The organism is Wenzhouxiangella limi (assembly GCF_010499265.1).
Classification (GTDB): domain Bacteria; phylum Pseudomonadota; class Gammaproteobacteria; order Xanthomonadales; family Wenzhouxiangellaceae; genus Wenzhouxiangella; species Wenzhouxiangella limi.
The window spans coordinates 502399-518983 of the sequence record NZ_JAAGSC010000041.1; the positions used below are offsets into that span (position 1 = coordinate 502399).

A 16585-nucleotide genomic window follows, 5' to 3' on the forward strand; every position below is an offset into this window, starting at 1 on the left:
GCCTCGGTTTCTACGCCTTCGGCGATCACGTTCAATCCCAGGCTTCTGGCCATGGAGATAATGGTCTGGGCAACAACGGCATCGTTGTGGCTGTCCGGCAGGTTGAACACGAACGAGCTGTCGATCTTGAGGGTATCCAGCGGCAAACGGGTCAGATAGGCCAGCGAAGAGTGCCCGGTCCCAAAATCATCCAGGGCGAATCCAATGCCCAGCTGCTTGAGTGCCTCCATTTTCTCGAAAGTGCCGCCGACGTCTTCCAGGACCATGCTTTCGGTCAGCTCCAGCCGCAGCCGCGCCGGATCGGCGCCGGTTTTGGACAGGACGTGCTTGACCTGATCGACAAAGTCGGGCTGGCGGAACTCTCGGGCACTGACGTTGACGGCCAGCCGAACGTGCTGCAGGCCATCTCTTTCAGACCATTGGGCAATCTGGCGACAGGCGCTTTCCAGTACCCAGTGCCCGATGGGCACAATCAGACCCGTGGCCTCAGCCAGCGGGATGAACTCGGCCGGCGAAACCATGCCTCGCTCCGGGTGTTGCCAGCGAAGCAGGACTTCCGCGCCAACAACGCGTCCTTCGCGGTCGACCTGCGCCTGGTAGAAGGGCGCGAACTGGCCTAGATCCAAAGCCAATCGCAGGTCTCTTTCCAGGTCAATGCGCTCATCGAGCGTGGTTTGCATGGCGGGGTCGAAGAAACGCAGAACATTGCGGTCATCTTCTTTGGCCTTGTACATCGCCAGCTCGGCTTGCTTGAGCAGAGTGTCGAAGGACTCGTCGTGCCCGTTGAACAAGGCGATGCCGATGCTGGCAGAGCAATGGTATTCGCCGCCGTTAACAGCATAAGGGCGGGCCAGCTCCAAGCGGATCTTCTCTCCAATCTGCCGGACTTGAACGGCGGCTTCTTCTGGATCAGTGCTCAGGTTTTCCAGCATCACGACAAATTCGTCCCCGCCCAGACGCGCGATCGTATCGGACTCGCGCGCAACTGCGCCGATACGGTCAGCGATCTCGATGAGCAATCGATCCCCGGCGTCATGCCCTTGGGTGTCGTTGAGAATCTTGAAGTCATCAATATCCAGAAAAACCAGCGCGCCGAGGCTGCGGCTGCGTCGACCGACGGCCATCGCGTGGCGCAGCCGGTCCTGAAGCAAAAGTCGATTGGGCAGATCGGTGAGCGCATCGTAGTAGGCCAGGCGATGAATCTTTGCGTCAGCCCGTTTTCTCTCTGTGATATCGCGCACGATGGCAACAAAGTGGGCCCGCTCGCCCCGCGGTGTCATGTGCTGCAGAAAGACTTCTACCGGGAGCTCCCGGCCGTTTTTGTGGCGGTGGATGGTCTCGAAGGTCAGTGAGTCTTGCTCGCCGGATTGTAGGGGCGCAATCCGCTCGCGGAAGCTTGCTTCGCAGATTTTCGGCTTGATGTCATATGGGTGCATGGCCAGCAATTCGTGCCGGCTGTATCCGACCTGTCGAAGTGCGCCGGCATTGACATAGGTAAATTGCAAGGACTCAGCGTCGAACATGAACACAGAGTCCAGAGTCTGGTCGAGGGTACTCTTGAATTGCAGCAGCGACTTTTCGGCTTCCTTCTGGGCGGTGACGTCGGACTCGATAGCCATGAAGCCCTCCAGCACACCATCGGCATCGTGCAGAGGGAAACAAAGGATATGAATCCAATAAGGTCTTCCATTCTTGGCGTAGTTGAGAAGCTCGACTTCAAAACCTTCGCCGCGGGCAATTGCCTCACGCATCTGCTCGACGATCGCAGGGTCCGATTCATCGCCTTGCAGGAGCTCGCCAGGCTTGAGTCCGCGCATCTCGTCCAGGGTATAACCCGCGATGCGGCTGAAACCCTCGTTGATCCAGTCCACCCTGCCTTCGGCATCGGTAATGATGACGCCGTTGGTGGTCTCGCTGGCCAACCGGGAAAGCTTTTTCACTTCGGCTTGTAAAGCGCTTTCAGTCGAGATGTTTCTGATGACAACCAAGGCTTCGGATTGGCCCAGTCTATGGATTCGTGCCTCAAAGACTGCCGTGTCGTTGCCGCTGGGAAGTTCGTATTCGAGATCAACAACATCATTATTGGAAAGCGCTTTTTCCAAAGCCTCGCGCCAGCGCGGTGCAACGGAGGGCGGCAGAAGGTCTTCCATTCGACGACCTTGCATCTCCTCCCTGGGTGCGGGCAGATCCGGGTGATCGTTGCCCTCCAGGTAGATTCCATCCTGATCAACCAGAAAGACGATGTCGGGCATGGCACCCAGAATCGTGCCACTTCGCTTTTGGCTATCTGTCAGCAACGCATTAAGTCGCCGTTCTTCTACCGCATTGAGTTCCACCTCGACACAGTCAGCCAGATCCCTCAAGACCGTGCGATCGCGATCAGTGAGTTGACGTGGCTGGTCAGAAATTGCGCACAGCATGCCGATCCGGTATCCATCGGGCGTGCTCAGGGGCGCGCCTGCATAAAACCTGATATGGGGTGGGCCAGTGACCAGAGGGTTGTCGCAAAAGCGGGGGTCAAGCAGGGCGTCTGGAACTTCCAGGATTTCTTTATCCAGAATACCGTGGCCGCAAAAAGAAATATCCCGATGGGTTTCCGAATCGGTCAGCCCCTGACGCGACTTGAACCACTGGCGCTCGGCATCGACCAAAGAAATCGTCGCCATCGGCACGTCGAGCGCGCACTGGAGTAGACGAGTCAGGCGATCGAAGCGCTCTTCGGCCGGAGTGTCCAGCATCTGGAGCGCATGCAGGGCCTGCAAGCGTTGCGGCTCATTCTCCGGTAACGGCGGACGTTCCATGATCTACCCCTGCAGTAACGCGTCAGGCGGCGTGGGACAAATGGCCCTTCGGCGATTATAGAGCACAGCGACAATCAACGTACGTAATATACGTACACTACATTACGGAGCACCATGCGGCGCTGTGGCAGCAGGTTCGGGTGCAGTCCCGTTTTCTCGGCTACTACGCGGAGGCCTGGCGGATGGAACTGGACAACCTGCTCGACAAGCTCAAGATGGACACGCTGGGCGCCCAGCTCGACGCGGTGTGCGAACAGGCCGCCAAGAAGGACCTGGCCTACCGGGGCTTCCCGACCGCAGCACTAAAGACCGAGTGGCAGTCACGCCGGGTCCGAGGCACCGAAGCCAGACTGCGCAAGGCCAGCGCGCCGAGCAGCGCCTGGACAAGCAGCTGACGTATCCCAAGGTGCTGATCCTGGACGAGCTGGGCTATCTGCCAATGAGCCGGGCCGAAGCCAGCCCGTTCTTCCGCCTGGTCATCCGTCGCTATGAGCGCGTCAGTCTGATCCTGGCTTCGAACAAGGGCTTTGCCGACTGGGGCGAAGTCCTCGGCGACACCGTCATGGCCACCGCCATCCTGGATCGACTGCTGCACCACGCTACCACCATCAACATCAAAGGGGAGAGCTACCGGCTCAAGGAAAAGCGCAAAGCCGGGCTGCGCGGAAAAACCAAGCCACCGACCCCGTCAATCAGCAAGGAGGAAGTGCCCACCTGACAGCGGAAAAGATGACTCCATAACCCGACGAAAAGGGGATATCTCACTTCGGTGGAAAACGGACAGATCAGGTTGGTGTTGACACGTGTCACCATCAAGGGTTCCCGGAACGCAGCCGACCGCCATGCCACCCGCACCGTCGACCGGAAAGAGGCCCAGCCGATGGCTGTTGGTCGCCTGTCCGGTGCGCTCGTGGTGCCAGGCCACCCATCCATAGCTCCCGGCCCCTGTCCTGGCATCGAGCACGAAGCGAACGCATCGAAGCCGTCCCTCGCTCTGGTCCGTCTGGGCTTGCGCCGGTGAGCGCTGATCAATCAGGATCCCGCGATCGCGGCAGTCGGCCGCAGCAGTTGTGGCGAGTAGGCTGAGGCACAAGATCAGGATTCGGCAGGCCATGGGCAGTCCTCCATAGAAAGCGGTCTGCCTGATCAACGTGGCTCGGCTTGGATTTTTTCAAAGTGGAGTGGGCTGCTGGCTTTGGTCCGAGAAGAAATGCCACGAGCCGGACGAAATCACTGAGCATCTTCGGGCCGGGCTGTTCATTTTGTATCGTACGATACAATTTTCTGGGTAAGTCACCAAGCCGCTCGCCGTAGAATTGCTCTTGATAATGTGGTATCGGAAGCATAAGATATACATGCTTTCAGAGACATATGATCAAGTCATGCGCCCCAGCACATTTCTTAAAGCCCACAAAATCTTCCGTATCGAGCAGTTTGAGGCGGCTACCGGCCTGAGCGGATCGGGGCGGAAGACGTCGCTGGACTATCACCGTAAACGGGGTCATATCCTCCCGATCCGGCGTGGATTGTATTGGGTGGTTCCTCCGGGGGTTGAGCCGGACCACTGCGCGGTGGATCCATTTCTGGTCGCCGCCCATCTCAGCGCCGATGCAGTGCTGGCCTACCACAGTGCACTGGAGTTGCAAGGACGAGCCTACAGCGCTTTCAATGAGGTTCAGTTCGTGTCTCATCGTCGAATGCAGCCTTTCGAGTTTCGGGGCACGCGTTATCGCCCCCTGATTGTGCCGCCGGCGCTGCTGCGAGCGGATCGGGTTGATTTTGGCGTTGAATCGATCGACCGGGCCGGGATCGCGGTTCAGGTCACCGGTCTGGAGCGCACCCTGGTTGATGCCCTGGACCGTCCTGACCTGTGCGGAGGCTGGGAGGAAGTCTGGCGCTCGCTCGAGATGATCGAATACCTGAACCTGCCGGCAGTGTGTGATTACGCGTTGGCCCTGGGCAACGCGACGACGGTCGCCAAGACCGGGTGGTATCTGGAGGTGAACCGCGAGTCGCTGATGGTCGATGAACGAACTCTGGAGAAATTGCGCCAACGCATCCCTGCCAGCCCACACTACCTTGCGCGCGGCAGCGACGAGCCCTCCCGCTACCTGTCGCGGTGGAATCTGGTCGTCCCTTGTTCGTTGGTTGAGCGTCACTGGGAGGAGCCCGAATGAGCCTTTCTGCAGACTCTTTAAATCGGCTGGCCGCTGAAACGGGATTTCGCGTCGAGTTCCTGGAGAAGGTCGATCGACTTCTGAGCCTTCTGCAGGCCCTATTCAGAGATCCATTTCTGGAGAACAGGCTGGCTTTGAAGGGGGGCACGGCCCTGAACCTGTTCCATTTCGACTTGCCGCGGCTGTCGGTCGATATCGATCTCAACTACATCGGTGCGCTGGATCGAGAGCTCATGATGATTGAGCGGCCTCAGGTCGAGCAGCGTATTCATGCGATTGCGGCACGCCAAGACTTGATGCGCACTCGTGCGCCAGGCAGTCACGCCGGCAGTAAATGGCGTTTTCGCTACAACAGCGTCCTGAGCGGTGGCGGCACCTTGGAAGTTGATCTGAATTATCTATATAGGCAACCCCTTTGGCCGGTGGTTCGGATGGATTCGCGTCCCTTGGGCTCGCTCGTCGCACGTGGTATTTCCGTGCTGGATCTTCACGAGCTGGCTGGAGGAAAGTTGAGCGCCCTGTTCAACAGAACCGCTGCTCGCGATTTGTTCGATGCGCATTACCTGCTCAAGCACTTGTCTACAGAGCCTGCGCGACTTCGTCTTGCCTTTGTGCTCTATGGTGCCATGGGAAAGCGAGACTGGCGAACGATTGATCCTTCAGATATTCAACCCGACTACGAAGAAGCAAGTCGGCAACTATTCCCCCTGCTGGTGCGCCAAGCGGGATCTCGCAGAGAGGACCAGCAGAAAATTCTGGCCAAGTTGACAGAGGAAGTGCAACAGGAGCTTCGAAGGCTTTTGCCGCTGAGCCCTACCGAGCATGATTTTATCGCTGAGATCCGTGACCGAGGCAAAATTGCACCCGGCTTATTGAGCATACCCCTTGCTCTGGCAGACCTTCTTCCGCAGCACCCGGCGCTCAAGTGGCGAGCGCAAGCTGGGTTGATGTAAGGCTGTAAGGCGATGGTTAGGCCAGGAACAAAAGCAAACCCTGTCATTCACTCTAAAAAACATGCTCCGGCTGATGATTTCGCCCTGACCATCGGCATGATCAGGTTTGGCTGGACCAATCCGTTGCGCGATCGCTGCGGGGTCTATATCAATCCGCTCCATCGCGTTCCCCACCAGATTATCCAGCGTCACAGCGCCTGTCCAATTAAATCGATCCGTGGACTCTTCAATACGTTTCGGACGAAGCCGTCATCAGTCCTGGATAGCGCGCGCCACTCTTCGGACCGGTACAACTTCGGGTTGATTTCCCGACCAAGCGCCTCTTGTGCCGGGTACAACGTCAGCGAAAGCTGTTCAAAGTCCACATCGCCGATGACCATCAGATCCACGTCGCTAGCCTCAGTCGCACTGCCGCTCGCGATTTAGCCGAATACAAAGGCCCACTGGATTCGGTCGGCTAGTGGGTTGAGTACTTGACGCAGGAAGACTGACAGGCCGAGTGTTTTACGCACGGTAGCGGTAAGTTCTGCATGGATTGGGCATGACTTGTCGGCCTGGTAGTGGTGTTGAGTGCCTTGCTGAGAGCGCTTGAGTATGCCGGGCGCGACCATTCGATCCAGCTCTCGCTTGACTGTGCCGACACCCATCTCCGCTAGCCTCAAGATCTCCCTGAGGTAAAGGCTTCGCTCTGTATCTCCGTAGAGAAGCCTGAGTAGGCGCTGCTGGGTTGTGGTGAATAGGGCTTCCGCCAGGGAGGTCATCGGCTACCGTGGGTTCTTTTTATGGGAACCATAGTTCCCTTTGTGGGAACCATCAAGCACCTGGCTTCGACCACGGCGCCAAAAAGAATCCCGTGAAAATCCTGCGGTCATCTTTTGCCTTTACAGACTTCAAATCGAGCACAAAGCGCAAGCACCGAAGCCGTACCTCGCTCTGGTCGGTCTGCGCTTGCGCCGGTGAGCGCTGGTCAATCAGGATGCCCAGATCGTGGCAGCCGGCCGCAGCGGTTGTGGTGAGTAGGATGAAGCACACGATCAGGATCCGCCGGGCCGTGGGCAGTCCTCCATAGAAAACGGTCTGCCTGATCAATGTCACTCGGCGCGGATTTCTTCAAAGTGGAGTGGCTTCAGGGAATGCGAGGGGCTTTACCGGGCTCGTTCACCATAGTTTTCTCTGGTTCGCTTTTTTGCTACCCCTGAGCGTCGCGTAAGAATGCAAGACAACGGCGCATAAGCCAAGAATCCAAATGGTCTGGCGGGTCACAGGCCTCGTCTCTGGGTCACGGACCTCCAAATCACACTTGCGCTTACCTTCTCGAGAAATCGCAACCGTGAATTTCTTGCATGCCTTCTCGATTATCTTTTTAAGCGCTTCTGCGACAGGTGCTTCCAGTCGAAGCCGATGCGGGCGGGCTCGATCAAACAGCAGAAGGAAGGATGCAAGAATCGGACGCATGTCATCTGGCTTGCTTCGCACAAGCTCTAAAACTTTGAAGAGATCCTCTGAGCTTTCGAGGATTCTTGGCGGCGCCGTGGGTTTACTTGCGGATGCAACGGTTCCTTTTAGAAAGCAGATGCCTAAATCCTGGAAAAGCGCCTTGTCGGCCTCTGCGAGAACTTGCAGGTGACCCGATGTCAGCCCACGATTCAAGTAACTGATTTCGCCCTCTGTGAAGGCTGATGCGACCAGGAAGCGCGCGAGAGGGTCAGAAATCGCTGGTGCCCCATAGGAAGCGGTCTTGCGCCGAATGTTTCTACGTTTGGCTGGTTCCTTGTTCGATGAAAGCTCTTCAACCACTTTCCGAGCAAAACCACTACCTTCTCTAAGGGCCTCTTGATAGAGCGCACCTTCGGTCTTGCCATAAATTGGCGCGAGCTTTGAGACCTTTAAGTTCGATGATGAAAGAAAGGCTTGTGAGAACAGATAAACCCACGGGACGTGTCCATAAGAACGTGTGGTGCGCTTAAAGTCCACGTGACCAAACTGCGCCGTAAGAAGCCCAACATCGCGAGGGATTCGCATCGCGGGAGGGTCAAAAGATGGCTGTTCTAAATCGGCATTCGGTAGGAGATCGGAGTGCGTCATTCGCATTCCGAGTGCCAACTTCAGCTGAGCTCGTGTTCCAATCGCGTGGCGAATGTGGTATGCATTACAGTACTCGGGCGACAAGGACTGGAGTACGTCGCTCAGGTGACGGGTCAGATAGGTTGCATTTGAAGGAAGGCCGCCCCGGTCTGTGGAATAAAACGATGGCTCCATGAAGAACAGCCGGTTACCTTCCCGGTAGTTTTTGCGGTACCAGCTTTTCTCGTTTTTCTGGTATGAGTTGATTTCTTTGAGTGTGGTGTCCGGAGCTCGACCGCTCAGCCGGATACGGCGACGCGACATCTTGGTTTTGAGCTTGCGCCGTTTGTTGTCGCGCAGGTAGACGAAGTGGTTCCCTCTTGACTGATAGAGATCACGCTGCAAAATGCCCTTAATTTCGGGGGGGCGGGGGCCAAACGCTACACAAAGGCCAAGTAGGATATGGGCCTGAAAGGCAAGGCGAAGGTCGATCGAGAGCGCCTGGTTTTTCTGCTTTGGTGGATAGTTTCGCAACAGATCCTGTGCGTGTCGGATCTCAGCCGGCAGTACGATTCTTGCATCGACGCGACTCGCCTGGCTTTCATCGTCGTCAATCAAATCATCACGCTCGATACGAGGAGCACCGATTTCCCTGATCAAGGTGGCGTGGAAGCGCAAGAGTTCCCTTGCCGTGGCCTTGCGTGCATTTGGGCTTTTTGAATGACTTACGATCTCGTGATAGGCATCTCGGTATTCGTCGAAGCTGATTGCCGCTAAATCCCGACCATCCAATGCCGCTACAATTTTTGATCCAATTGCGGAGATGGTTCCACGAATACCGGATAGCTCGTATTTGTCTGTGGAATGTGGCTTGTCGGCATTGAGGTATTCCAGAGCATAAATCGCCAAAATGGATTCGAGAGACTTCGTCGGAACGGTTTTAGCGATCGAATCAATTGCATTGACGGCAGCCTTGCGTCCCATTCGGATCTGTTCCTCATTTGCCTTGCTTGCTCCCTCCGTTGTCAAGTGCGGTATGGCTTCTTTAATTTTGTCCAGGGTCTCGTTGGTTGAGCGGGGAGCCCCGAAGGTGGGCTTCGATGGCTTAGGCGCTTGAGGCGTGTATCGGTCGACCTTGTTGGCGAGAAAGGCATATTGTCGACTGAGTGGCAAGGACCAGGAGCCGTTCTTGGGATGCAGTGCATATTCGCCGATGCCACACATCTCGATCGTTCGAATGAACGCAGATTGTTCCAGTAGGGCTTTGATCCAGCGCTTTGATCCTCGTGGCGCCGAAATATGTTGGCCCAGAAGGCGCTCAAAAGCGGCATCCAATGTCTCGGATTCCCAGTCTGGAGTCGGCGCATCGCTGTCAGTTTGGCGGTCATATTTCAGATAGGCGACCGCTGCGACCTCCCACAGTGCCCAGACCAGGGGAGTTTGGATCTCCTTAGGCTTAGTATCTGCAGGAGGTGCGTCCCTCATTGGGACTATTATCGAATTGGGGAAGAGCGGGTTCGGGACAGCGTTAGGGCGCCCATCTATGATTTGCCGCAGTTCCTCCTTGCTGGTGATGCCACCGAAAAGAATGAGCGCCAGCGCCACTTTCGCCAATTGCCCTTCAGCCGTTTGCAGTTCAGGGTCTGAGCTTGCTTCGCAAACGATCTTCGGGTAGGCCACTCGAAGTTGGCAAAAAAGGTGATGCGCCTTGAACATTCCCGGCAAGTACCGGGTAGTCTCAATCGCACGTTTCGGGGCGAAGCGCTTGGGAAGGGCGCCAGCATACCATCCGGCTTTCCGGCCTTTCTTCAGGCTGTCTCGCAGGATATTGGTCAGCACGGGCCGAGTGGCTGGCCCGCCTCTCTTCAGTAACTTGTTGATCTCCTCGCGCGACAAGCTGACCGGCTTGGAGGGCTCGGTCGGCTGGTTTTGAGGATCAAAAACGCCCCTCAGCTGCTCGGCAAGCTCGGGGTAGGGGTCCGCAACTGTGTTGAGCAATAGCTCACCATATTGAAGTTTTGCTGCGTCCAGGTACCTCTTTTCTGCCTCCCTGGCCCGCTGTTTCCACGCCGTGATGTGCTTTTCTAGTTGCTCACGAGGTTCCTCCGGATAGAACCAGCTGACGGGACTAGGCTCAGTTTCCCGCTTCTCCACGGTTCGCTTCGAACTCGGAATCAGTCCGCCCTGAACCGTCCAGCCTTGGTGATCAAAGAGTGCATCAATCATTTCACCTGCATCTCGGGCAAAGGCCACAAGCTCTGTTGGAGAGTTTGAATCAAATGGCATTGCCAGCAAGGAAAGGTGGCCGAGCTGTATATGCGCCAGCTCAGCCCAGGAAGGATGCTGGGATCGTGATGTCTTGCAAGAGATCTCGCGCACCTGACTGGCCAAGACTGTTCTGCCAAACCATGCTTGTAGATCCGGAAATAATTCAGCGAGCTGGGCTCTCCAAATGCGTATCTTGATCGGAACAAATTTGTAACCATCATTAATCCAGAAGAACCAGGGCGCCGTACCTTGCTGGGCCTCTCGGATTGATTGGCTTGCGGGCTCGGTATCTTGGCCGTGTTTTTCCAGGTGTGTCAGGAGCTCTGTCAGGTGCCATTGGTAGATTTGTAGTTGCTCCGAGACCTTTTTTCCTAAAGCGACTGGCCGAAGCATATGAGCGGGATCAGACTTTTTGTCGCTGAACAGTGCCAGGCCCAGGTCCAGAGAAAAGTCCCATCGTCTGAGATCAAAAAGCGCCGCAAAGGGTCGATGCCCAAGCAGGCAGACCAACATCGCCGTGATGTAGCGGACCATGTGGTTATGCCGCTCGCGGATGTACTTTAATTGCGCAGCATCATAATGCGGGTTTCGGAAGAGGCCACTGAGCTTTTTAACCTGGGTATTCAGCAGCTGGTCTTTGGGTCTCCCTTTTGCGCCGATTAGCGCAATAGCTTCGCAGGACGGACGGGCGCTTTTAGGAGCCAGTATTGGCCACATTGCATCAATGTAGGCCTTGGTTGCCATGCGCTCTGGTACTGCGACATAGTAAAGCGCCGCGTCACCGTGGCCCTGCAGGTCGCCGGAAAGCCATATAGCGATTACGGGGTCGCGCGAAGCCAGATACACACAAGTGGCCATGGTCCGGCGGAGTTGTGAGATGTAGGCCGGGATCATCTTTTCACGTCGAAAAGTGCGGAGCAGTGCGATGACATCTTTCTCGGCGGAAGATCTCCGATAGAGACCCGCGCCTTGCCGCGCGCGCCAGTGGGCTATGGGTCCGGAGATTCGGGTCGGAATCGGTATCGACACATGCTGCTGGGTCTGGTAATACTTCCGGGCTGCGGTTGGTTTGGGCTCAAAAGCTGAATCCAAGGGCGGTAGCGTAATCCTCAGATTTCCGCCCTGAATCGCGACCGGGTCGCTAGCGCCGGCTAACGCAGAAAGCGCAACATCTGGACTTCGGCCGGTCATCAGCATGATCAACGCTGTCAGCGGAATGGCCGCTTCACCAATCTTGTTATTGTTGAGAAGATTTCTGGCCAGGTCGATGAGCCACTCGCTCAATTCCGAAGCGTCTTCCAGTGGCAGTGACGAGATGTGGTCCTCAATCCACATCCTGCCACCCGCGGCATATCGCCTGGCGGCGTGGATGAACTGCATCTGTTTGTCTTCTAAAGACTCCTTGTCGTCCAGCTCGACCATAACCAACGGGGAAATGGCCTCTTCAGCCGGCTCTCCCGGAAGCAATTCATCCTCGTCCAGCAATGGCACGGAAATGATCTCGAGGTCGTCGCCCTCACCATCATCGGTCATCGGGTCTGAATCGAGAGGGCCGGTTTGTAGCGCCCTCACTGCCAGGCTGATCGCTCTCCAGAACCTCGGTTGGGATGCTTTCAGTCGGTCCTGTAGATCGAGCAGCTGCGATAGGAACGAAATCGGGTCAGGGGTGGCGTAGAGATCAGGGAGAATCTCGCGCCATGTGTCTGTCTCGCCCGCCTTCCTCTTCCGGGGGCGGGAGCGTAGTAGCTGCTCAGTTGCTATTGCTGCGTCGTTAGCGCCAGCCTGGCGAAAGTAGTAGGCAAGACCTAGCAGGCAGCTTTCAGTGTAGAAACCGATCGGGGTCGCGCGCAGGCTGGCCCAGGCTGGGTGCTTGCCGACCAGCCCCCGGACAGAGCTGGCAGCCTTTGGAGTTGGCTTCAGGTAGGCAAAGTCAGCCAGAAACTCCGCGCAATTGAGGGCAGGTTTGCTGGCGATCGGTACCGACCACTCCGGCCCGAGGGCGTGATGTAAATCCAGCAGCCGGGAAACGACCAGCGGATACTCGCCAAGCAGAGGAGGATCGATCAGGGCCTCGATTTGCTCGAGAAGCGGTTGGTGGCGGCTGAGCGAAGGGTACTCGCTCAGGTACTCAGAGATTGCGTCAGAGGCCTCCATCGGCTCGGGGTTTTGCCGTCCCTAGAATAATTTTCTAGTGTAGTTTACCCGTTTACTCTCCGAATGAAATTCTACAGTGTGAGAGGGCCTCGTTTCCGCTAATATTCGTTTGACCGGAGCAAGGAGCCGATAGGGGGCAAAATGGGCTGGCCGGGAGCCTAGTAAAATTGGGGCCGCTAGTTACTCTCAAGGAAGATTTAGACAGATTAAGCAAAAAGATGATTTGCCGCTTTCGTAATGCGTGGGTCGGGAGTTCGAATCTCTCCAGCGGCACCAAGAAATATAATAAGTTTCAGTATGTTGCGTGATTTCTTGTTCGCCGCCAAGCGGCCCCTAAATCTTTGTGGGCCCACTTTGGGCCCAAATCGGGCCCACACGGGCCCACGCGGGCCCGCCGCCGGGCTCGGATTGGGCCCGTGCGCGGCTCGAATGGATATTCAGCTCTTTTAGCCACCGCCTCGGATGTTTGTTAGGTCTACCGACCTGATTAGCACGGGCTGACTTTTCGGCGTCTGTGGGGGGTGTAAGTACGGTAGAGGGTCGGAGAAAGTACGCCAATAGCCGATGGCTGCTCGTTCAGCGTCTCCCCAGTCTTGCTCAGGCGAAATCCTTCGCCAGATAAAAATCTGTGGCTCATGGCCCTCGGAGAGCAGTTCTTGGATCCATCGGTGAACGGGGCGATGCGTTCCCTCTTTAGCCTCTTCGATATGTTCTTTCAAACGAAGCTCTCGCCGCTTATGTGTTTTCCCTATGTACCTCAGGGATTGATCTCTAGGGTCGAGTAATCCGTAGATCAGATATCGACCCACGATGGTTCTTTTCTCTGCTTTCATCGTGTCGTGCTGTCGCCTGACTGCTCTCGCAAGTGCTGCATGGCGATCAAAAACCACCCACTGTTTGCGGAGTCGCTGCTTTTTTAGAAGGCATCAGTGCGTTCGTGATCGTCTGACAAGTCGATGGCGTTGGAGCCAAGTCAATTGGTGTAGATAGCACCAAAAGCTCAGCTGAAAGTGCGCCTTTCAATCTGATTTTATGACCCTGATTCATTGTTAGCGCTATTTGCTCCGGGTAGAGCAGGGCAACTTTGCGACAATGGTAGGAGGCTGAGTAGCTCGCCATCTGGTACAGGTCCGCCGAGCTCAAGCCGGAGAGTGGATTCTGGGTCTCCAGCCGTTTCCACTTGGTGTCGAGAATGGCCATCGGTCGGCCATCAACATCCAGCAGGGCTATATCTGGCCGCATCAAGACCCGCCCACGTCCAGCTTCGTCGTGTCCAAGATAGCGCCGTGGGCCTTGCTCAACCAGTCGCAGTCCACGTTGCCGGGCGATTGGGCGCAGCACTGAAGCGGTGTTGTTAGCAACGCCCTGTAAAGTCCCCTTTTCAACGATTTGAGATGTCCCCTCGGACCAACGACACTCGGTCTTGCAAGTTTCGCGGCTTGGAGACCGAGGATGCTGACCCGAGAGGACTATTTGATGATATCTGAACGACGACGCCAAGGCGTTTTTCTCAAGGACATAGCCGCCGAGCTGGGGGTCCACCCCAAAACGGTGCGGCGCGCACTCAAGCGCGGCAGTGAACCACCCCGGCGCCCGAAGCGGCGGCCGAGCAAGCTCGATCCGTACAAGGCCCAGGTCGATGCCCTGCTGGCCGACGGCATCTGGAATGCCGAAGTGATTTTCCGCCATCTTCAGCAAGCCGGCTATTCCGGCAAGTTGTCGATTCTCAGGGACTATATCCGTCCCAAGCGCCAACTCCGCCCCAGCGCCGGCACGGTTCGCTACGAGACCGCGCCGGGTTATCAGCTCCAGCACGACTGGGCCGAACGCTACATCGTGCTTGGCGGGGTGCGCCGGAAGGTCTACCTGGCTGTCAACGTGCTGGGGCATTCCCGGGCACTGCACGTGGTCGCCATGGAACGCTGTGACGCCGAGCATACCTACGAGGCTATCATCCAGGCCTTCGAGACCTTCGGTGGGGTGGCCGCGACCGTGCTGGTCGACAACCAGAAGTCGGCGGTCATCCAGTGGGCAGCCGATCGTCCGCGCTTCAACCGCCGCTTCCAGGAGCTGGCCAACCACTACGGCTTTGCCCCCAAGGCCTGCCGACCGCGCAGAGCCCAGACCAAGGGCAAGGTCGAGCGCATGGTCCACTATGTCGCCGACAACGCCCTGGCCGGCCGGGAGCCGCGCTTCGATGACTGGGATGACCTCAATGCCCACCTGCAGGCCTGGTGCCAGACGGTCGCCAACCGGCGCTTTGTCCGGGAACTGGGCGAGGCGGTTCCTGAGCGTTTTTGTCGGGAGCAGCCGCTGCTGTCGGATCTTCCGCGACAGCGCTTTGATACCGCCTATCGGGAACAGCGCGTGGTCAGCATGGACGCCTACGTGTCCGTGGGTAGCGTGCGCTACAGCGTGCCCGGCCACCTGGTCGGCCAGCGTCTGAGCCTGCGGATCCAGCTCGACGGCTGGATCGAGCTGGCTGACTTAAGCGGCCAGGTGGTCGCCAGACACCGCCAAAGCCGCGGTGAACAGCGGGTCGTCACCATAGCCGAGCACCATGCGGCGCTGTGGCAGCAGGTTCGGGTGCAGTCCCGTTCCCTCGGCTACTACGCGGAGGCTTAAGCTGATGGAACTGGACAACCTGCTCGACAAGCTCAAGATGGATACGCTGGGCGCCCAGCTCGACGCGGTGTGCGAACAGGCCGCCAAGAAGGACCTGGACTACCGGGGCTTCCTGACCGCAGCACTCAAGACCGAGTGGCAGTCACGCCGGGTTCGAGGCACTGAGGCCAGAATGCGCCAGGCGCGCTTCCCGGCCCCGCAGACGCTGGAAGCCTTCGACTTTGACTTCCAGCCCGGCATTGACCGCAAAGTCATCCGGGAACTGGCGGCTCTGGCGTTCGTGGAGCGCGGCGAGAACGTGGTCTTCCTCGGCCCGCCGGGCGTGGGCAAGACCCATCTGGCCATCGCCTTAGGCATCAAGGCGGTCGAGGCCGGCCATCGGGTGCTGTTCCTGACGCTCGATGAGCTGCTGACCAGGCTGCGCAAGGCCAGCGCCGAGCAGCGCCTGGACAAGGTGCTGCAGCAGCTGACCTATCCCAAGGTGCTGATCCTGGACGAGCTGGGCTATCTGCCGATGAGCCGCGCCGAAGCCAGCCTGTTCTTCCGCCTGGTCACCCGTCGTTATGAGCGCGCCAGTCTGATCCTGACCTCGAACAAGGGCTTTGCCGACTGGGGCGAAGTCCTCGGCGACACCGTCATGGCCACCGCCATCCTGGATCGACTGCTGCACCACGCCACCACCATCAACATCAAAGGCGAAAGCTACCGGCTCAAGGAAAAGCGCAAAGCCGGGCTGCTCGGAAAAACCAAGCCACCGACCCCATCAATCAGCAAGGAGGAAATGCCCACCTGACAGCGAAAAAGATGACTCCATAACCCGACGAAAAGGGGACATCTCACTTCGTTGGAAAACGGACAGATCAGGTTGGTGTTGACAGTGTAGCGTATAGGAATTTTAAGCGCCCTATTTCCTGATTTCCAGCAGTATCCACGGCCTCGCCGATCCATAGTCTGGTGCCAATTTGCATCCTCGTTCGCCCGGTTTTCGGCGAATTTCGCTCTGTCTCAGTCAACCCAGCCCTGAATCGTCCTGATTTTCGGTCATCAAGCCGAGCCGGCACGAGCGCCGCCGGGCCGCGCATGGATGGAACGCGACCTGAAGTTGATTTCCTGCGATTCAGTGAAGCAAGCCGCCGGGTCCGGGAGGCGCCCGACTGTCAGGCCACAGGCCGGACAACTCCTTGCTGGCCAGATGATTCAGGATCCGCTCAATGACCGGCTGATCTTCGATACAGGCGATGACCTGGACCGTGCCCCCGCAATTCGGGCAGGTCTCCACATCGATCTGAAAGACCCGCTTGAGCCGCTTCGCCCAGCGCATCGCCGAGCGTTGCTCGGCCGGCGTGCGTTCCTCTTCTCGCGCCGGCTTAACCGGCCTGGCACCTCGACCCCGCCGGGCCGGCGTGATCCGGGCCCGATAGGGGCTGTTGGGCGCGAACACTCCATGAAAGCGAGTGAGATTCAGGCGCGGCGGCGGGACGAGCGCCGCCAGCCGAGCGATGAAATCCAGTGGCTCGAAGATCACATGCGTCGTCCCGTCGCG

11 protein-coding genes and 1 pseudogene are annotated in these 16585 nt (G+C 57.6%); 5 read left to right on the forward strand and 7 right to left on the reverse strand.

Features of this window, described 5'->3' with window-relative positions; all coding sequences use genetic code 11:
- Positions 1 to 2801, reverse strand: a 2801-nt coding sequence (locus tag G3I74_RS10950; protein ID WP_164211617.1) for a bifunctional diguanylate cyclase/phosphodiesterase, incomplete at its 3' end; no start/stop codon positions are given.
- A 182-nt stretch (positions 2802 to 2983) separates the two neighbouring features.
- Between G3I74_RS10950 and G3I74_RS10955 the strand changes: the two are divergent.
- From G3I74_RS10955 to G3I74_RS10965, 3 genes and pseudogenes are all read left to right on the forward strand, one after another.
- A pseudogene (locus G3I74_RS10955) lies at positions 2984 to 3519 on the forward strand (ATP-binding protein).
- 637 nt (positions 3520 to 4156) lie between these two features.
- Entirely contained in the window at positions 4157 to 4978 is an 822-nt protein-coding gene (locus tag G3I74_RS10960) for a type IV toxin-antitoxin system AbiEi family antitoxin domain-containing protein (protein WP_164211618.1), read from the forward strand.
- Positions 4975 to 5931 (forward strand): nucleotidyl transferase AbiEii/AbiGii toxin family protein, encoded by a 957-nt coding sequence (locus G3I74_RS10965; protein ID WP_164211619.1) that lies wholly within the window; start codon positions 4975 to 4977, stop codon positions 5929 to 5931. Before G3I74_RS10960 ends, G3I74_RS10965 begins: the two co-directional genes overlap by 4 nt.
- A gap of 188 nt (positions 5932 to 6119) precedes the next feature.
- Here the strand turns inward: G3I74_RS10965 and G3I74_RS10970 are convergent, their stop codons facing one another.
- The 5 genes from G3I74_RS10970 to G3I74_RS10990 form a co-directional block, all read right to left on the reverse strand.
- Positions 6120 to 6320 carry a hypothetical protein gene (locus G3I74_RS10970; RefSeq protein WP_164211620.1) on the reverse strand — a complete coding sequence of 67 codons (201 nt, stop codon included), beginning with the start codon at positions 6318 to 6320 and terminating at the stop codon, positions 6120 to 6122.
- A gap of 424 nt (positions 6321 to 6744) precedes the next feature.
- A complete protein-coding gene (locus G3I74_RS10975) occupies positions 6745 to 7020 on the reverse strand; it encodes a hypothetical protein (RefSeq protein ID WP_164211621.1) in 276 nt (91 codons plus the stop codon).
- A 69-nt stretch (positions 7021 to 7089) separates the two neighbouring features.
- A complete protein-coding gene (locus tag G3I74_RS10980) occupies positions 7090 to 12417 on the reverse strand; it encodes a hypothetical protein (protein WP_164211622.1) in 5328 nt (1775 codons plus the stop codon).
- A 446-nt stretch (positions 12418 to 12863) separates the two neighbouring features.
- Positions 12864 to 13250, reverse strand: a complete 387-nt coding sequence (locus tag G3I74_RS16350; RefSeq protein ID WP_164211623.1) for a GIY-YIG nuclease family protein — start codon at positions 13248 to 13250, stop codon at positions 12864 to 12866.
- 46 nt (positions 13251 to 13296) lie between these two features.
- A complete protein-coding gene (locus G3I74_RS10990; RefSeq protein WP_164211624.1) occupies positions 13297 to 13959 on the reverse strand; it encodes a 5-methylcytosine restriction system specificity protein McrC in 663 nt (220 codons plus the stop codon).
- On the opposite strand from G3I74_RS10990, the gene istA reads away from it, so the two are divergent.
- A complete protein-coding gene (gene istA, locus G3I74_RS10995) occupies positions 13894 to 15042 on the forward strand; it encodes an IS21 family transposase (protein WP_164211625.1) in 1149 nt (382 codons plus the stop codon). The genes G3I74_RS10990 and istA overlap by 66 nt on opposite strands.
- Position 15043: 1 nt before the next feature.
- The gene (istB, locus tag G3I74_RS11000; RefSeq protein WP_164211674.1) at positions 15044 to 15835 is read left to right on the forward strand and encodes an IS21-like element helper ATPase IstB; all 792 of its coding nucleotides are present in this window, start codon (positions 15044 to 15046) and stop codon (positions 15833 to 15835) included.
- A gap of 324 nt (positions 15836 to 16159) precedes the next feature.
- On the opposite strand, the gene G3I74_RS11005 is transcribed toward istB, so the two are convergent.
- A partial coding sequence (locus G3I74_RS11005; protein ID WP_203594679.1) for a transposase occupies positions 16160 to 16585 on the reverse strand: 426 nt, incomplete at its 5' end.